Raw genomic sequence first — 17013 nt, forward strand, 5'->3', positions numbered from 1 at the left:
CGAGACATACGGATTTCGCAGAAGTCGTCGGGTTGGGGGTGTTGAAAACGTCAGCAGGCGGACTAGGGTGGGTGTCTCAGCCAATGGACACCTTGACCCCACCAGGAGGGCCGGCAGTGAGCACCGAGCTGCGTCGTCTGCGCAACTACATCGACGGTGAGTTCCGGGACGCCGCCGACGGACGGACCACCGAGGTGGTCAACCCCGCGACCGGAGAGGCGTACGCGACCGCGCCGCTGTCCGGTCAGGCGGACGTCGACGCCGCCATGGCGGCCGCCGCCGCGGCCTTCCCGGCCTGGCGCGACACCACCCCGGCCGAGCGGCAGAAGGCGCTGCTGAAGATCGCGGACGCCTTCGAGGAGCGCGCCGAGGAACTGATCGCGGCCGAGGTGGAGAACACGGGCAAGCCCATCGGGCTGACCCGCTCCGAGGAGATCCCGCCGATGGTCGACCAGATCCGCTTCTTCGCGGGCGCGGCGCGGATGCTGGAGGGCCGCTCGGCCGGCGAGTACATGGAGGGGCTGACCTCCATCGTCCGGCGCGAGCCGATCGGCGTCTGCGCGCAGGTCGCGCCGTGGAACTACCCGATGATGATGGCCGTCTGGAAGTTCGCTCCCGCCCTCGCGGCCGGCAACACCGTCGTGCTCAAGCCGTCGGACACCACCCCCGCCTCCACCGTCCTGATCGCCGACATCATCGGCTCGGTCCTGCCCAAGGGCGTCTTCAACGTCGTCTGCGGCGACCGCGACACCGGCCGCCTCATGGTCGAGCACGACACCCCGGCGATGGCCTCCATCACCGGCTCCGTGCGCGCCGGCATGTCGGTCGCCGAGTCCGCCTCCAAGGACCTCAAGCGCGTCCACCTGGAGCTGGGCGGCAAGGCCCCCGTCGTGGTCTTCGAGGACGTCGACATCGACAAGGCCGTCGCGGGGATCTCGGAGGCCGGCTACTTCAACGCCGGCCAGGACTGCACCGCCGCCACCCGCGTGCTGGTCCAGGAGTCGGTCCACGACGCGTTCGTCGCCGCGCTCGCCAAGGCCGCCGAGGACACGAAGACGGGCCGGCCCGACGACGAGGACGTGGCGTACGGCCCGCTGAACAACCCGAACCAGCTCAAGCAGGTGGCCGGCTTCATCGAGCGGCTGCCCGCCCACGCCAAGGTCGAGGCCGGCGGCCACCAGGTCGGCGACAAGGGCTACTTCTACGCCGCGACCGTCGTCTCCGGCCTCAAGCAGGACGACGAGATCATCCAGAGGGAGGTCTTCGGCCCGGTCATCACCGTCCAGTCCTTCACCGACGAGGACCAGGCCGTCGAGTGGGCCAACGGCGTCGAGTACGCGCTCGCCTCCTCCGTGTGGACCAAGGACCACGGCCGCGCCATGCGGATGTCCAAGAAGCTCGACTTCGGCTGTGTGTGGATCAACACCCACATCCCGCTGGTCGCCGAGATGCCGCACGGCGGCTTCAAGAAGTCCGGCTACGGCAAGGACCTGTCCGCGTACGGCTTCGAGGACTACACGCGCATCAAGCACGTGATGACGTCGCTGGACGGCTGAGCCCGTACGACGCGTACACGACCCGTACGACCGTACAACCCGTACGCGACCTTACGACTCGTACAGCCGGCAGCCGGCAGCCGGCAGCCGGCAGCCGGCAGCCGGCAGCCGGTAGCCCTGGCCCGCACCGCGGCCCCGGACGGAGGACGGACCGTCCGGGGCCGCGGTGCGCTCTCGTGCGGGGGTGCGGCCGTACGGCCTCGGCGTCGCCGTGCTCCCGTACGCCGCCGGGATCGACAAGGTGTCGGGAAGCCCCCGCCGGGCTCGACGGAGCGTCGATTGTCCGGCGGGGAAGCGGGCGGCATGCTGCGGGGATGCCCCGGACACCGCTGACGCCCCCGTTCCGCACCCCGCCGCGCACACCGGCCCCGCCCTCCCGCCGCTCGCTGCTGCGCGCCCTCGGCGGCACCGCCGTGCTCGGGGCGCTCGCCGGATGCGGGGTCCCCGCCGCCTACGTCAGCCCCGGCGACCGCGCCGCCACCGACACCTCCGCCACCGACAAGCGGCTGAGCTGGTCGAACTGGCCGCTCTACATCGACACCGACGACAAGAACCCCAACCGGCGGCCCACCCTGGAAGCCTTCCAGAAGCGCACCGGGATCTCCGTCCACTACGCCGAGGACATCAACGACAACGACGAGTTCTTCGGCAAGATCAGCCCGTCCCTGATGAACCATCAGAAGCCCGGCCGCGACCTCGTCGTCATCAGCGACTGGATGTGCGCGCGCTTCGTACGCCTGGGCTGGGTGCAGGAGATGGACCGCGCCCGGCAGCCGAACGTCGCCCGCCACCTCGACCCGCTGCTGCGCTCACCCGCCTTCGACCCCGGGCGCAAGTTCACCGTGCCCTACCAGTCCGGCATCACCGGCATCGCCTACAACCGCCGCAAGCTCGGCCGGGACATCCACCGCGTCGCCGACCTGTGGGCGCGCGACCTCAAGGGCCGGGTGACCCTGCTCTCCGGCCTCGACGAGGCGTTCGCCCTGCTGATGCAGGCCGACGGCGTCGACATCCGCACGTGGACGGCGGACGACTTCCACCGGGTCTGCGACCAGGTGGAGCGGCAGCTCGCCCGCGGCCAGATACGCCGCTTCACCGGCAACGACTACACCAAGGACCTCGTCAGCGGCGACGTCCTGGCCTGCCAGGCGTACTCCGGCGACGTGATCCAGCTCCAGGCCGACAACCCCGACATCCGCTTCGTCGTCCCCGAGGAGGGCGCCGAACTCTGGTCGGACTCCCTGATGATCCCCAACCTGGCCGACCACAAGGCCAACGCCGAGCGCCTGATCGACTACTACTACCAGCCCGAGGTCGCCGCCGAACTGGCCGCCTGGGTGAACTATGTCTGCCCGGTCCCCGCCGCCCAGGACATCCTCGCCGCCTCCGACGACGAGGACACCGCCGCCCTCGCCGAGAACCCCCTCATCTTCCCCGACACCACCATGCGCCGCCGCCTGGCCATCGCCCGCGACATCACCTCCACGGAACGCGTCGAGTTCGCCAAGCGGTGGAACACGCTGGTGGGGTTGTAGGGCGCGAGGCGGGGGCGGGGGCGGTGCGGTTCTGAGGTTGAGCGATCACGATTCGGTGATGCCGGCATTTCCTGTCGAATATCCCGTGATCATCATCACTCCACATGCGGTCGGCTCATACGCCCAGAAATACGCCGTGGGATATCGCCCGAACGGCTTCTACTATCCGGGCGTGGACAAGGACCCCAGCACCTACACCACGGAGCGCGTGACCGGAACAGTCACGAAGGGTCCTCACAACATCTGCCGAATTAGCCGCCCGTAGAAAGGAGCACATCATGGGTATCCCTCGGTTGATCGGTCAATTGATGAGTGTGCGCGTCGTTGAATACTTGGAGGAGGACCCCGTCGGCCTCTTTCCGATACCTCGCCTGTATCCGCCTGCGGGCCCACAGCAGGTGCGCGCGCTGGAGGTGAGGGCTGGGCAGCAGCTGGAGGCCGGGTATCGTACGTTTCTCTCCCTCTCCGACGGCCTGGACGGCTTCCACCTCACCATGCCTCTCTTCGGCTGCAAGGACTGGAGGGAAGAAGACGGCATGGGCGCGGCATCGCTCCGTTTCCTGGACGGTCTCAGGGACACCGGTATCCCGGCGGATGTCGGTCTACCCGAGGACGTAACGCTCTTCCCGGTGTCGGTGAACAGGGACGTGTCGCAGGGAGTGTTCATGCTCGGCCTGCCGGAGCGCTGGTGGTGGGTCGGCGAAGGCAGCAGTTCCTTCTTTGAGACCTTCGCCGACCTTCTCAAGTACGCAATCGATCCTCTCTCGATGTCACCCCGCGAGTACGTGGCATGAACGAACGTCGTTGCAGCACCGGCTTGTTGGCGCAACATTAGGTGCTCGTTGAACACCGCGGCCGACGCCCTCCTCACCGCTGACGGCCCCGGCGGCGCCTCCGGCTACACCTAAGACAGCGACGGCTGCATGACCGCCCGCACGACAACTGCCGGCAGGAGCGACCACCGCTATGACGGCGTCGGCTGCCTCAGACGTCATCTCATTTGGCTCGTTCGGGCCCTCGGGTGCCACCGCCCACCGGCGGTTCACGGAGTGGTCGAAGGCCAGAGTCTGGGCGAAACTCCACCGCCTGGTTCTCGATGAGCTCGGTGCCCGTGGCGAGCTGGACCGGTCCCGCTGCGCGATCGACTCGGTGAACATGCGGGCCGCGGGATACGACTACGACCACCTGCGGCGATGGATACGCAGCCGCAGCATCAGGCGCCGAATCGCCCCGCAAGGGGCATCGATTCCCCGACCCGTCTGGGCCGTCATCGCGGGACCGCTGCGCGCACGATGTCCTGGCTCGCCGGATGCCGCCGCCTGCACCGAGGCTACGAGCGCAAAGCCGAGCACTTCCTGGCCTTCACCAGTATCGACTGCACTCTCATCTGCCACCACAGGCTCACCAAGTGAGATGACGTCTGAGGCGGCGCGGTTCCGGTATCAGTCGCTGGATGGGGTAGGCCGTGCCCAAGGGGTGACCGCGTTGGTCTGCCCGCACGACTACAAGCCCGTAGGAGCTAAGAGGGACGATAGCGGTAGAGGGGCCATCTTCGACCGCACGCATATCATCGGTGACAGGGTGGGCGGTGATTGGGTGAACGAGAACCTGTTCACCGGATCAGTAACGTTGTGATACGGAACAGTCCGGATTGGCAGACGACATGCTGAGGCTCGAAGAACTGGAGGCCGCGCTCCCGGCGATGACGCGGTGGCGTGTGTCTGGGAGGCGTGAGGTGGACTGGGCTGCCCTTGAGGCGGCCCTGGGGGTGGCCTTGCCCTCCGACTTCCGTTCGTTCTCGGAGGCGTACCCGGCGCTCGTCATCGATGACTTCCTCATGGTGTCCCTTCCCGTACCCGGCGAGGAGGCACTATGGGCATCCGGGCGCACTGAGGACGACATCCTCCAGGATCTGTACGAGATGGGCGACGCCGAAGAATACGTCCCTTATCCCGGGCCGGGAGGGCTGGTCAGTTGGGCGGAGTCCAATTCGGGGGACGCCTTCTACTGGAAGACGAGCCCTGCGGACCCGGAGAAATGGCCGGTAGTCATCCGCACGGACAACGGTGAGTGGTTCGAGTTCCCGGTCGGTGCCGTAGAGTTCCTGGCTCGCGTCTATGGGCGGGTCATCGATGTACCGGGCATGCCCAGGAACTTTCCCAGCGACTCTCCACAGGTGCTGGGCCTGGGTGACCGCACCGATTGATCGACGGCGTAATTCGTCGGGCAATCGATGAGTGTGCGCGGCGCCGAATATTTGGAAGAGGAAAAAATGGCCTCCTTCGATACATCGGCTGTATCCGCCTGCGGGTCCAAAGTGGCATGGACCGTTCCTGCTCGGCCTTCCGTATGGCGTGCGTGAGGGGCCGGCGCGGGTGACGAGTGCGGTGGTGTGGACGTCAGTAGGTGCTCTGGACCTCGCGCAGCGCCGTGTGCGGTGTGGTGCCGGAGAGGGCCTCGTCCATGCGGCGCAGCATCAGGGTGTTGAGCCGGGTCTGCGTGGTGTTGTCCAGGACCGCTGCGCCGCCGTCCTTCTCCTGGGTGATCAGGGCGATGTACGGTCCGCGGCGGATCACGCACATGATCCCTAGGTCCTGTCCTTCCCAGAGGGTCCTGTAGCTGGCGAATTCGTCGCCGAGGCGGGAGTTTTCCGGCGGTGTGTACGCCGAGGGGTCGGGCTTGATCTTGGTCGAGGTGCCGTTCCTGGTTGTGTCCGCCAGGGCGGCAAAGGTGCGTTCGGCGTCCGCCTCGGATTCGTGGGCCAGGACCTGGAGTTCGGCGTGCCACCCTGATTGTTCCGAGAGGTCGTTGGGGGCGTAGCCGCCCGCGGCCCCGGCATGTACCCGATGCGCGCACAGTTCGGGGTAGTCGCCGCAGATCGTTCCCTGGTAGTCGCTCCGCTCGCCGTCGGGGAAGTAGGCGTCGGGGGAGCTTTCGAATTCCGTTCCCTCCAGGGCTGCTCGGTCGGGGAGGATCGCGTCGGCTGTCGCCTGGGTGGGGGGCAAGGGGCGGGCGGTGGGTGTGGTGGCGGATGCGGTGGATGTGGCGGCGGGCGGTTTCGAGGCTCCGTGGCCGCCGGTCACCGGGCCCGACCCCTCGTCCTTGTCGGTGAACACTCGGGCGCCGCCGTATCCGGCCAGGGCGATCAGGGCCACGAGGGCGACGGCGAGCACGGCGAGGAGCAGTCGGCCCTGCGCGTTGTTGTTGACGGTCAGCGGTCCCAGTGAGATCTGGCTGCGGGTGACCCTGGCCCTGTCGCTGATCACCACGCTGTGCGTGATCGTCTGCGATGACGGCTCGGCCGCCTGTGTCAGGTCCGCCAGAAGCCGACCGAAGCCGGGGTCGGCGGCCACCTGCCGTTCCAGGACCGCCCGTGCCGCCGTCGCGCCCGCCGTATCGTCCGGGTCCCCCAGGAACGCGTCCAGCGCGGCGAGGCCGTCCTCTGTGCCGCTCAGCCGTTCGCGGAGTGCCGCGATCAACGCCTGCGCCGCGCTGCTGCCCGCCGCCGACGCGGCACTTCCGGCGCCCTGGGCCAGAATGTCCAGGACTTTCGAGACTAATTCCGGCGTATCCACCCGAGACGTCCCCCTCCCCGTGCACAACTGCCGTCATTAGACATTGATCCGGAGGGCCGGGTCCATCGTGTTGCACAGGAAAGCGGATCGTCGGCCGCTCATGCCGGGACCGCCGCTCCGGGGGAAGAGCGGCGGTCCCGTGTTCGCGGTGTGGTGCGTTGTGGCCGGGGGCTTGGTGCGGGTCAGCTTCCGTTCGAGTGGGACGGGCCGAGGAACTCGATCTCGGCGATGGAGACCTGCTTGTCGGGGCTGGGCTGGTAGGCGGATTCGATGGTGAAGCGGACGGCGATGACCTTGCCGAAGCGGAAGGCGCGGGGCTGGGGGCCCGGACCCTGGTCGAGGACGAGGTCGCGGGTGGTGGTCTTGCCGTCGGCCGTGGTGATCAGGGCCTGGACGCGGTGCGGGAGCGCGGACTTGGAGAGCTGGTCGGCGCGGACGGACTGGCCCGGCGTGATGATGATGTTCAGCAGCCGCGTCGGCTCGTTGAAGTGGGCCTCGACCCACTGGCCCTTGCCCGAGTCGGCGACGCCCGGACCCCACCAGGTGTTGTTGATCTTGTCGAAGGCCAGGTCGGGCTTGTGGCCCGGGTACGAGCGGGAGGCGCGGTAGGTGTCGGGGGCGACCGGGGCGCGCTTGGCGAAGTGGTCGCGGGTCGCCTGGACACCGCTGGGGATGTTCACGGCTGCCACGATCAGCAGGGTCACCACGATCGCCGCGCCCACCCAGGCCAGTACGCGGTCGAAGGCGCGGCGCAGCCGGGGACGGTCGCCCGCCCACGGCGCCTCGCGGTCGCCGGCCCGCGTCAGCCGCCGCCACCAGGGCAGCCGCCCCGGGGTCTGCCGGTCACCGGCCATGGGCATCGCGCAGCGCGTGCAGTAGTGCCGTTCGGGCCGGTTCCGGGTGCCGCACCAGGGGCAGGGGAGACCGCCGTCCAGGCCGAGTTCCTCGCCCGGGGCGCGTACGGCCTGCGGGCGCTGCGGGACGGGGCGGCCGGGCAGCACCGGCGCCACGGCGGGTTCCGGGGCGGGTGGGGCCTGCGGGTCGGAGACCGGGATGAGCAGGCGGCGGGCCCGCTCCGCCGGGTCCTCGGGGCCACCGGGCGCGGGGGTGCCGGGCATGGGAGCACCGTCGGGGAACTGCGCGGCCGGCGGCTGCGGGACGGTCGCCTCCGGGTCGCCCGCGAAGGGGGCGCCCTGGGGCGCGTGGGGCGCGGCCGGCTGGCGGTACGGGTCGTGCGGGGGCGGCGCTGCCGCCGGGTCCGGGATGATGCGCAGACCCGGGAGCGTGTCGTCCTCCTCGGACCGTTCGGGACCGGGAGCGGCGCCCTGGGCGGGCAGCGGCCGCGGCTCCGGCGCGGTGCCCACGGCACCCTCCGGGGCCGGGGCGGCGGGGGCCGCGGACGGTCCGGACGGAGCGGGGTCGCGGACGGAGGTGTCCGCCGGAGCGTGACCGGAGCCGCCGGAGCTTCCGGAGCCGCCGGAGGACGCCGCCGCCGGTGCCGCGTCGGACGCGTCCTCGGCGCGGCCCCGCAACGCGTCCGCCGGCCCGGCCGGCGCGGGCACGCGGGACGCCGCCGGACCCGTCCAGCTCAGGACCGCCCCGCAGGCGTCGCAGAACGACTGGCCCGGCTCCGCGCGGGTGCCGCATTCGGCGCAGTTCTGGGGGGTCGTCATCTCTCGGGGATCCTTTCGGCGGGTTCGGCGGGTACGGCGGACTCGGCCGCGGACACCTGCACCGTGTACGGCATGTGGGCGGGGCGGGCGGCGGCGACCAGGGAGTCCAGGCGGTGCCGGTCCGCGGGGGTCGGGTCGGGCAGCCGCACGTGCACGTGCAGCCGGGGGCGCACCTCGCCGGGGACCGGGCCCAGCGGGCGGGCGCTCCAGTCGGCGGCCCCGCTCTCGGTGATCTCCGGTTCCACGCCGAAGGCGAGCCGTACCGCCTGGGCGAGACCGCGCCGGGTGCCGCGGATGCGGTGCAGATGCGCGGCGGCGGCGACCGCGGCCCGCAGCAGCGGCTCGGCTTCGGTGCCGTCCGTCTCCGCGCCCACCCAGCCGGCCAGCCACTGGGTGAAGTCCTGCGGGGCGAGCGACGGCCGGAAGTAGGAGTCCAGGCAGTCGAGGACGCTCAGGATCGGCGCGATCACCTCGTCGAGACCGCCGACGAACCGCTGCGCGAGATCGTCGTCGGCGAAGACCGCGGGCAGCATCATGCCGATCGGCGCCGACGACCCCAGACCGTCGATGGAACCGCGCATCAGGCACCGTCCCCGATCACACGCACCCGGTGGTCGAAGGAGAAGACGAGGGACGGCGCGGACAGGTCGATGCGGTCGGTGGCCTCGCCGCGCTTGCCGGTCAGCGGGTCGGCCGCGTGCAGGACCACCTGGTCGACCAGCTCCACGCCCGGCACCCGCTGGAGCACGGCGAACACCTCGCCGGACTGCACGGGACGCCCGAACGGCCAGCCCGTGCCGTTCGCCCCGCCGGTCAGCGGATCCAGGTGCCGGTACAGGGCGTCGTGCGTCTCGCGCCGCACCCGGTCGGTGTCCACCCCGCGGAACGCGTGCACCGTGGCCACCACGGTCACCCCCTGGTAGTACGGCGGACCGACCGCCAGCCGGGTCCCGATCAGGCGCCGTTCGTCCAGGTGCCGGGTGATCCGGTCCAGCAGCGCGTCGCCGGGCACGAGCTGCTCGAAGCGCAGCCGGCCGCCCGGGTCGGGCACCGCCTGCGGCACCACCAGCACCCGTACCGCGTACGCCCCGTGCTCGCCCTCCTCGCCCTCCAGGCAGGTGATCCGCGCCGTTTCCGGGGCGGCGCGGCGGGCCAGCTCCTCGTAGTCCCGCAGCGTCACCGCGCGCTCCTGGGCGCGCAGCGTGATCGGCGCCCTGACCTTCGCCTCCTCCACGGTCTCCCCGTCCACACCGCCGCGCGCCGCCTCGCGGTTGACGACCTCGGAGACGTACGGGATGGAGGTGCGCAGGATCTGCACCGCGCCGCGCGCCACGTTGCCCGCCCGGCCGCCGCCGGTGCGGTAGCGGCGGGCGCGGATCGGGGAGCCCTTGGGCGCGACCGTCCCGTACTGGCGCAGCGAGCCGTCCGGTTCGCGCACCGCCGGGCCGAAGGAGATCTCGCCGGTCGCGGCGTCCAGGGTGATGTGCCGGTCGCCGGGGCCGGAGGCCGCGAAGTTCGGCACCACCCGCCAGTCCGTCCAGCCGTCGTGCTCGGCGGTCTGGAGCAGCACCGGCGGATCGTCCCCGACGACCGGCGCGTGCGCGAGCCGCAGCCGCTGTCCGGGCAGCCCGGTGGACTCGCCGAGCGCCTCGTCGTAGACCGTCTCGGCGTGCACGGTGGCGGTGGTCCCGCCGATGGTGAACGCCTCGGCGGCGCGCACCGTGGGGGACGTGGTGTAGAAGGGCTGTCCGGGCTGCGGCTCGGTGACCCGGCAGCGCAGCCAGCCCGCCTCCTGGCCGGCGTTGCGGGACAGCACGTGCCCGCCGGGGATGTGCAGCACCACCTCGCCGGGCCGGTTCAGACCACCGGTGCCGTCCCGGTCGACCTCGCACGGCTGCCAGCCGTCCGCCGTCCACGCCTCCCACACCAGCGGCGGCTGCCGCGGGTCCACGCCGACACCGTCGACCCGGCTGTCCAGGTCCAGGGCGAGCGCGTTGTGCGGCACCGCGGCCGACAGGCCCAGCAGCATGCAGTCGCCCGGGTCCGGGGACTCCGCGAAGCAGAGCAGGTCCTTGTCCTCGGCGGCCAGGTCATGGGTGCGGTCGACCGCCGCCTCGCCCTGGTGCTGCACCAGGATGTGCCGCAACGAGCAGGGCACGACGGACAGTTCGCGCTCGGTGGCGAAGACCACCGCCTCCTCGCTCTCGGTGCGCACGGTCGCCACCTCGGTGCCGACCGGCACCGCCACCGGCTCCTCCTGCGGCGCGGACAGCCAGAACGTGACGTCCGTCCGGGCCGCCGACGGCGGGAACAGGGTGATCCCGACCAGGTCGAGGAAGGCCAGGTGGTTCTTCTCCGGCACCCGGTTGAGCCGGTAGACGATCTGGTCGGCCATGTGGGCGACCGTCTCGACCAGGGTGACGCCCGGGTCGGAGACGTTGTGGTCGGTCCACTCCGGGGCGCGCTGCTGGATGTAGCGCTTGGCGTCGTCGACGAACTGCTGGAAGCGGCGGTCGTCGAGGTTGGGGGAGGGCAGGGCCATCAGCGATCGCTTTCCGGAGCCGGGGCGGTGTCCCCCGGCTCGTCGTGGGACGGAATGACGTAGAACGGGAAGACGAGGCTGCGCGGGTTGTTGGTGCCGCGGATCGCGTAGCGCACGTCGATGTAGAGGACGCCCTGGTCGCCGCCCGCGGTCACCTCGACGTCGGTGACCTCGATCCGCGGCTCCCAGCGGTCCAGGCTGATGTACACCTCGTGCTGGATGCGGCCCGCGGTCTGCTCGTTGACCGGGGCGAACACCAGGTCGTGGATGGCGCAGCCGAAGTCGGGGCGCATCGGCCGCTCGCCCGGTGACGTGGACAGCACCAGGCGGATCGCCTCCTCGATCTCGCGTTCCCCGCTGACCAGCGCGATCCCGCCGGTGGGCCCGATGCGCAACGGGAACGACCAGCCGGACCCGACGAACTGCTCCGCCATCACCACCACCCCCGCGTTCCCCGCACACTGCCCGCGCCCTCGGCGCCCTTCGCGTCGCTTACACCGATCACGCCGGAATCACCATCACCGGCATGCCGTTGGAGGTCAGGACGCCCATGATGGGCACGGTGACGGCCCGGATGCCCACGTTGGCCACGGCGTTGATCTGCACGCTGGCGAGCGCGCTCAGGTTCACGGCGGCCGCGGCCTTCATGTTCAGGGCGGCGCCCGCGTCCACCGACAGCACGCCCGCCGCCTTGATGCCGACCACGGCGCCGCCGCGGATGTCGAGGGTGCCGCCGCTGTGGATGGACAGGTTGCGCCGGGCGCTCAGCCTCAGATCGGTGCCCGCCTCCACGCTCACCGAGCGGCTGCCCTTGATGCTGACCGAGCCCTTGCTGTCCACCACGATCTCGGTGTTCGTCCGGTCCAGGTTCACGGTGAGCTGCTTGTCGCCGGTCACCAGCCGCACGCCCTGCTTGCGCCCGCTCGTCTTCTGGCTGAGCAGGTCCATGCGGTTGCCGTCCCGGTCGGAGACGGTGTGCCGGCTGGCCTTCTTGCGCACGGTGTCGTGCAGCGGCACGTCACCGACCGCCGTCGGCTTGTCCCGCCCGTTGTAGAGCCCGCCGATGACGAACGGATGGTCCAGCGCGCCCCGGTCGAAGGCGACCAGCACCTCGTCGTTGACGTCCATCGGGAACACCCCGCCGCCGCCGAGTCCGCCCATCTGCACCGTACGCGTCCAGTCGCTGACGTAACTGTCGTCCAGCCACGGGAACTGCAACCGCACCCGGCCCTGCTTCAGCGGGTCGTTGACGTCGGTGACCAGCGCGTTGGCCACGCTGGGCAGCCGGGGCGCGGTCTCCGTGCCGCCCGAGGCGAGCCCGTACAGCGAACGCCACTGCCGGCCGCTGACCGTCACCCACACCTCGTAGTGCTTGCCGTCGCCGAACACGTGCCGCACCGACGTCACCGTGTACTTGCCCTCGAAGGGCACCCCGACGTCGGAGAGCGCCACCGGAACTCCCGGCCGCAGCTTGGGATTTCCGCGCGCGACGACCTCCAGCTCGGCGAACGCCCCGGTCACGTCGTCGGCCAGCGCGTCGGCCGCGAACTTCACCTCGTTCTGCTTGTCGTAGGGCGTGCCCGTCTCGACCAGCTTGGCCGTCTTGAACTTCCCGGCGGCCGCGCCCGGGGTGGTGCCGATGCTGACGGCCGGGTTGTCGACCGCGGGCGCGGTCGAGGTGAGCTTCTTCTTCGTCGTCACGTCCCAGCCGCGCGACTCGACCTTGCCGACCTGGTCGGCGGCGGTCACCGCGGCCCGCAGCCGCAGGATGTCGTGGCCCGCCTGGAGCACGAACGGGCTCTTGTCGCCCTCCGTGTGCGGCGAGGGCGCCCCGGAGGACGGCTTCGGCTTGGCGAACTGGAACTTCCCGTCCGCGTCGACCGACATCACCATCTCGTTCTCGTCGGCCAGCCGGGCGAGGAAGTCCCAGTCGGTGACGTTGGACTGGCTGATGAACTCGTACACCGTCCGCGTCGACTCGATCCGTCCGACGGGCACGCCGTCCTGGGCGGCCAGCTTGCGGGCGATGTCGGAGGCGCTCTGGTTGCGGTACGCGGCCACCCGGCGCTGGCGCAGCAGGCGGTGCCCGAGGTCGTAGCCGCGGATCACGGTGAAGGTGCCGGTGCCGTCGTAGTCGGCCTCCAGACCGGTGACCTCGCCGGTCAGCAGCGGATCCCCGGCGCCCTTGCCGTCGGAGACCGGCGCCAGCACCACCTTGGTGCCGAAGGTGATGCCCAGCTTGCCGAGCAGCTTGCGGTACGGGTCGCGGAAGGTCAGCCGGAACGCGGCCGGCACCCCGACGCCCTGGTCGACCGAGCAGTCCACCAGGGCACGGGAGAACTCGATGGGCAGTTTGGCGCCGCCGATCTTGACGTCGACGACACTGGAGAGCGCGGGACGCACCATCAGGAACGCACCTCCTCGGCGGCGGGCAGCACGAGTTCCACGCCGTTGGGCAGCATGCCCGGGTCGTCGATGCCGTTGGCCTCGGCGATGGCCCGCCAGGCGGACGCGTTGCCGTACTCGCGCCAGGCCAGCGACTGGAGCGAGTCGCCCGCCACGACCCGGTGCACGCGCTGCGCGGTGAGCGCGCCGGAGGTCGGGTTCTGCCCCATCGTCGCGTTCGGGATCTCGTGCAGATGCAGCCGGCAGGTGGCCCGGATGGGCACACCGGTCGTCCCGAACAGCGTGTAGTTGGCCTCCACCGAGCTGACGTACGCCGCGAACCGGGCCGTCGAGAACGACCCCCAGCCGAACACCACCCACGGCGGCGACGGCTTCTTCGCGGCCCGGCTGGCGCTGGTCACCTCGCAGCAGTCGAGCAGCGACTCCACCTTCTTCAGCACCGTGTTGCTCGTCGGCTCGTCGGAGGAGTCCAGGAAGATCTCCACATTCATCTCCCGCGGCAGCGCGCCCATGAACTCCGGGAGCGGGCCGTCCCGTTCGATCTGCGCGGGGGTGGCCTTCCACTCGGCGCGCCGGGTCAGCGACAGCTGCGCGGGGTTGAAGTCGAAGTCGAACGTCTTGATGATGCCACCGGGTGACGTGCTGTCACCCACGGGGGGCTCGTGGATCGCGAGCGTGGCCCGCACCAGGCTCTTGCCCGCGCCGCTCTTGCCTTTGGCCATGTCGTCCTGTGCCCTTCAGTCCGTTCAGTCCGTGAATCCGTGGTGGGCGATCTCCAGGACCTCCGTCGCCACGGACGGGCTCGCCGGGTCGAGCGTCGGACCGGTCCAGCTCACCGGCAGCACCTCCAGCAGTCCCCAGCGCGCCACCACCGAACCGTCCGCGCGCAGCGCCGCGATGTGCGCGGTGGGCCGCTTGATGCCCGTCTGCACGGACGAGATCCACTTGGCGACCTTGGTGGTGTCGGGGGTGAGCGGACGGGTCAGCCGGATCGTGGAGAACGTGACACGGGTCGGCAGCTGCCAGACGAAGCCGTTGTTGCCGCCCTCCTGGCGGTGCTCGACCTCCACCTGGGACGACAGCCCCTCGCAGCCGTTGAAGTAGCCGAGGCTCTCGCCGTCGATGCTGAGGGTGAACCAGATGGTGGAGCCCGGGTCCTGGCGGGACATCGAGGGTGGGCCTTTCTTTCGTTGCTGTCGTGCCGGACGCTCCCGGCCGGTGGCCGCGCGAGGCGCGCCGGTCGCCGGTCAGTGGCGGGGGTCGCGGAGTCTGCCGATCCGTTCGCGGTCCATGCGGAGTTCGGTGCGGATCAGCCGGGTGATCCGGCCGATGATCCGGTGCACCAGCTCGTCCAGCTGGAAGTCGGTCAGCTCCCTCGGGTCGAACGCGCCCGCCGGGACCCCGCTGTACTCCGGGGGCGCCGACTGCGACACCGGTTCCGGTGCGGAGGCGGCGGCCGCGGTGGTGGCGGGGGGCGCGTACGGGGGGCGGCGGGCCGTCGGCGCGGTGCGGCGGCGGCCTGTGCGGCAGCGTGTTCGCGACGGCGGCGGCAGCCGCCGGGGCGGAATGGGCGCTCGTGACCGAGTTGCCGGGGGCCGACATTGTCGGTGGCTTCGACGGCTTCGAGGGTTTCTTCCAGAAGCGCTGGACGACGGGGAGCGCGGGGGGAGGGCGGGGTCGGACGTGGTGGTGGAGGTGGGGGCGGACGCGGCGGGGGGCATCGGTGCGGATATCGGCCCGAGTGCCGGTGCCGGTACGGGGCCGGATGCCGGGGCGGGAGGTGTGGCGCCGGGCGCCGGTACGGGAGACGGGAAGGGGCGGGACGCGAGGCGTGCCACCGGGAGGGGGCGGCCGGTGGGGGCACCCGCGGGGGCCGCGGGCGCGGGCCCGGCGGCGAACGCGGGGCCGGGCATGGGGGCGGCCGGTGGTGTCGGCAGCGCGGCCGGGGCCGGGGCCGGGTGCCGGACGCTGCGCTGGACGGCGGGCGGTACGGAGGCCGGAAGGGGTGATTCCGCTGTCGGCAGCGGTACGGGCGGGAAGGGGAGGGCGGCCGAGGGCGGTGCGGGCGTGCGCGGGGCGCTCGGGACGCTGCTGACGGGCGCGGAGTCCGTGGGGAGCGCGCTCATGGGCGCGCCGAGCGGTGAACGCCGTGCCGGTGCGGCCGGGGCCTGGGGCGCCGGGGTCGTCGCCTCGGTACCGGCCGGTGCGTCCGTCCGGGGCCGTGGGCCCGGCGGAGTGGCGGACCGCGAGGACACGGGCGCACCCAGACCCGGGCGGGGCGCACGGCGGTTGTCGCCGCGCCGCTGGACGACCGGCGCGGGCGCCGGGGCGTTCTGGCCCGAGGTGGCCGCCGGGCGCGGGGCGGTGGCGGACGCGGTGGGCTGCGGGGCGGCCGTGGGGCCGGTGGCGGCCGGCGGCGTCGAACTCGTCGCGCTCCGCTGTACGGGGGTGTCGGCGGACGGGGTGTGCGGGGTGCCGCTGCTCCGGGTGGGAGCGGTGGCGGGGCGGGTCTCGTTCGCCCGGTGCGGCGCCGGGGTGTCGGCGGTCCGGGTGGGTGCCGGTGCGGACGCGGTCGCGGGCGAGGCGGTGGTGGGGCGCTGCGGGGCGGCGGGTGCCGTCGCGGGGGCACCCGGCAGTGGCGTACGACCGCTCTGGGACGGCGACGTGCGGCGCTGTACGGCGCCCTGGACGCCCTGAGTTCCTCCCTGACGCGGGGGAGGGGACACGCGGGTGGCCGGCGCCGAGGAGGTGGCCGACTGCTGGGCGGGGGCGGGGGCTACCGGTGAGGACGAGCCCGATGCCGGGCCGGATGCCGTTCGCGCACCCGCGGCCGAAGGCGGCCCGGAACCAGGAGTGTGAGTGGAAGCGGAACCAGAAGCCGCTGCCGGGCCCGGAGTCGGTGCGGACGCCGGGCCGGGGGCCGGTGCCGGGCTCGGAGACGGCGTCGCAGCCTGTCCCGGAGGCGTGGCCTTGCGCGCGACCGAAACCGGACCGGGGCCCGAGGCCGGCGCCGAACCCGGTGACCGGACCGCGCCCGTGCCGGTGGACGGAGTCGCCGCCGGGGCCGGGGCGTTCGCCGTGCTCGGCGCCGCGTTCGCCGAGGTCCGGCCCGGCCCGTTCGGGGCCGGTGCGGAGGCGGGGGTGCTGCCGGTGGCGGGCGGGAGCGCGGGGGAGGCGGTCGACTTCTGCACCGCGGGAGCCTGTCCGGCCGCCCCTGCGGAAGCCCCGGCCGCGTCGCGGACGGTGGTGCTGGAGGGCGTACCGCCGGGGGAGGACGAGGACACGGAACGCTGCACGGCCGCCGGTGCCGTGTCGCCGCTCAGGCTCGGCGCGGCGGTGGGCGCGGTCGGGTGCGGGGCGGACACCGTCGAACCGTTCCCGGCGGGTGCCTTGCGGGCCTCGGGGGCACCGCTGCCCGAAGGGGCGGGGTCCTGCCGGGCGACGGGGAGCGAGCGCCGCTGGACCGCCGGGCCGCTCCGCTGCGCCCGGGTCAGCGAACCGGGCCCGGCCGGTGCGTTCGAGGAGACGGGACGCAGCCCGGGACCGGAGACGGGCAGGGGGGGCGGTGCCGTGGCGGGTCCGGAGGACGGAGCCAGCGGCGACACCACGGGCACGGCGGCGGGAATGGAGTGCGTGGACGCGGCAGCGGCGGGCGCGGATGCCGGAACCGAGGCTGCGGCTGAGGCCGGGGCGGTGGCCGCCGGTCCTCCCTGGTCGCCCGCCCGC

Annotated in this window: 14 protein-coding genes and 1 pseudogene; 6 read left to right on the forward strand and 9 right to left on the reverse strand. The window is 72.1% G+C overall.

Annotation, left to right across the window (positions count from 1 at the left end):
- Window positions 1-116 precede the first annotated feature (116 nt).
- The 5 genes and pseudogenes from R4Z62_RS24595 (at window position 117) to R4Z62_RS24615 (ending at window position 5297) form a co-directional block, all read left to right on the forward strand.
- The gene (locus R4Z62_RS24595; RefSeq protein WP_064535493.1) at window positions 117-1556 is read left to right on the forward strand and encodes a gamma-aminobutyraldehyde dehydrogenase; all 1440 of its coding nucleotides are present in this window, start codon (window positions 117-119) and stop codon (window positions 1554-1556) included.
- 314 nt (window positions 1557-1870) lie between these two features.
- Complete coding sequence (locus R4Z62_RS24600; RefSeq protein ID WP_064535494.1) at window positions 1871-3091, forward strand: ABC transporter substrate-binding protein; 1221 nt, start codon at window positions 1871-1873, stop codon at window positions 3089-3091.
- Between the two features lie 314 nt (window positions 3092-3405).
- The gene (locus tag R4Z62_RS24605) at window positions 3406-3885 is read left to right on the forward strand and encodes an SMI1/KNR4 family protein (RefSeq protein WP_491520897.1); all 480 of its coding nucleotides are present in this window, start codon (window positions 3406-3408) and stop codon (window positions 3883-3885) included.
- 214 nt (window positions 3886-4099) lie between these two features.
- Window positions 4100-4503: pseudogene (locus tag R4Z62_RS24610) on the forward strand (transposase family protein); the annotation flags it as partial.
- 239 nt (window positions 4504-4742) lie between these two features.
- Window positions 4743-5297, forward strand: coding sequence for an SMI1/KNR4 family protein (locus R4Z62_RS24615; RefSeq protein WP_491520898.1), 555 nt, complete (start codon window positions 4743-4745; stop codon window positions 5295-5297).
- Between the two features lie 193 nt (window positions 5298-5490).
- Here R4Z62_RS24615 and R4Z62_RS24620 read toward each other — a convergent pair whose 3' ends face one another.
- The 9 genes from R4Z62_RS24620 to R4Z62_RS24660 all read right to left on the reverse strand — a co-directional run bounded on the left by R4Z62_RS24620 (window position 5491) and on the right by R4Z62_RS24660 (window position 14720).
- Window positions 5491-6666, reverse strand: a complete 1176-nt coding sequence (locus tag R4Z62_RS24620) for a hypothetical protein (RefSeq protein ID WP_491520899.1) — start codon at window positions 6664-6666, stop codon at window positions 5491-5493.
- A gap of 182 nt (window positions 6667-6848) precedes the next feature.
- Window positions 6849-8339 (reverse strand): NADase-type glycan-binding domain-containing protein, encoded by a 1491-nt coding sequence (locus R4Z62_RS24625; protein ID WP_491520900.1) that lies wholly within the window; start codon window positions 8337-8339, stop codon window positions 6849-6851.
- Complete coding sequence (locus tag R4Z62_RS24630) at window positions 8336-8920, reverse strand: phage tail protein (RefSeq protein WP_491520901.1); 585 nt, start codon at window positions 8918-8920, stop codon at window positions 8336-8338. Before R4Z62_RS24630 ends, R4Z62_RS24625 begins: the two co-directional genes overlap by 4 nt.
- A complete protein-coding gene (locus tag R4Z62_RS24635; protein WP_381741259.1) occupies window positions 8920-10881 on the reverse strand; it encodes a putative baseplate assembly protein in 1962 nt (653 codons plus the stop codon). Before R4Z62_RS24635 ends, R4Z62_RS24630 begins: the two co-directional genes overlap by 1 nt.
- Window positions 10881-11315, reverse strand: a complete 435-nt coding sequence (locus R4Z62_RS24640) for a GPW/gp25 family protein (protein ID WP_026252564.1) — start codon at window positions 11313-11315, stop codon at window positions 10881-10883. The genes R4Z62_RS24635 and R4Z62_RS24640 overlap by 1 nt, the downstream gene beginning before the upstream one ends.
- Before the next feature lie 67 nt (window positions 11316-11382).
- Window positions 11383-13287 carry a VgrG-related protein gene (locus R4Z62_RS24645; protein WP_064535500.1) on the reverse strand — a complete coding sequence of 635 codons (1905 nt, stop codon included), beginning with the start codon at window positions 13285-13287 and terminating at the stop codon, window positions 11383-11385.
- Window positions 13287-14009 carry a CIS tube protein gene (locus R4Z62_RS24650; protein ID WP_491520902.1) on the reverse strand — a complete coding sequence of 241 codons (723 nt, stop codon included), beginning with the start codon at window positions 14007-14009 and terminating at the stop codon, window positions 13287-13289. Before R4Z62_RS24650 ends, R4Z62_RS24645 begins: the two co-directional genes overlap by 1 nt.
- A 24-nt stretch (window positions 14010-14033) precedes the next feature.
- Window positions 14034-14456 (reverse strand): phage tail protein, encoded by a 423-nt coding sequence (locus R4Z62_RS24655; RefSeq protein ID WP_064535502.1) that lies wholly within the window; start codon window positions 14454-14456, stop codon window positions 14034-14036.
- A gap of 78 nt (window positions 14457-14534) precedes the next feature.
- Complete coding sequence (locus tag R4Z62_RS24660; RefSeq protein ID WP_051115867.1) at window positions 14535-14720, reverse strand: hypothetical protein; 186 nt, start codon at window positions 14718-14720, stop codon at window positions 14535-14537.
- Window positions 14721-15141: 421 nt separating this feature from the next.
- Between R4Z62_RS24660 and R4Z62_RS24665 the strand changes: the two genes are divergently transcribed.
- Entirely contained in the window at window positions 15142-15984 is an 843-nt protein-coding gene (locus tag R4Z62_RS24665) for a hypothetical protein (protein ID WP_491520903.1), read from the forward strand.
- The last annotated feature ends 1029 nt before the right edge of the window (window positions 15985-17013 follow it).

The sequence above is a fragment of the Streptomyces sp. PL-25 genome, from assembly GCF_058344915.1.

Bases quoted from the DNA above. Each gene is read 5' to 3' on its own strand.
- R4Z62_RS24600 (WP_064535494.1), top strand. From the start codon at position 1,871: ATGCCCCGGACACCGCTGACGCCCCCGTTCCGCACCCCGCCGCGCACA.
- R4Z62_RS24630 (WP_491520901.1), bottom strand. From the start codon at position 8,920: ATGCGCGGTTCCATCGACGGTCTGGGGTCGTCGGCGCCGATCGGCATG.
- R4Z62_RS24655 (WP_064535502.1), bottom strand. From the start codon at position 14,456: ATGTCCCGCCAGGACCCGGGCTCCACCATCTGGTTCACCCTCAGCATC.
- R4Z62_RS24640 (WP_026252564.1), bottom strand. From the start codon at position 11,315: ATGGCGGAGCAGTTCGTCGGGTCCGGCTGGTCGTTCCCGTTGCGCATC.
- R4Z62_RS24625 (WP_491520900.1), bottom strand. From the start codon at position 8,339: ATGACGACCCCCCAGAACTGCGCCGAATGCGGCACCCGCGCGGAGCCG.
- R4Z62_RS24635 (WP_381741259.1), bottom strand. From the start codon at position 10,881: ATGGCCCTGCCCTCCCCCAACCTCGACGACCGCCGCTTCCAGCAGTTC.
- R4Z62_RS24650 (WP_491520902.1), bottom strand. From the start codon at position 14,009: ATGGCCAAAGGCAAGAGCGGCGCGGGCAAGAGCCTGGTGCGGGCCACG.
- R4Z62_RS24645 (WP_064535500.1), bottom strand. From the start codon at position 13,287: ATGGTGCGTCCCGCGCTCTCCAGTGTCGTCGACGTCAAGATCGGCGGC.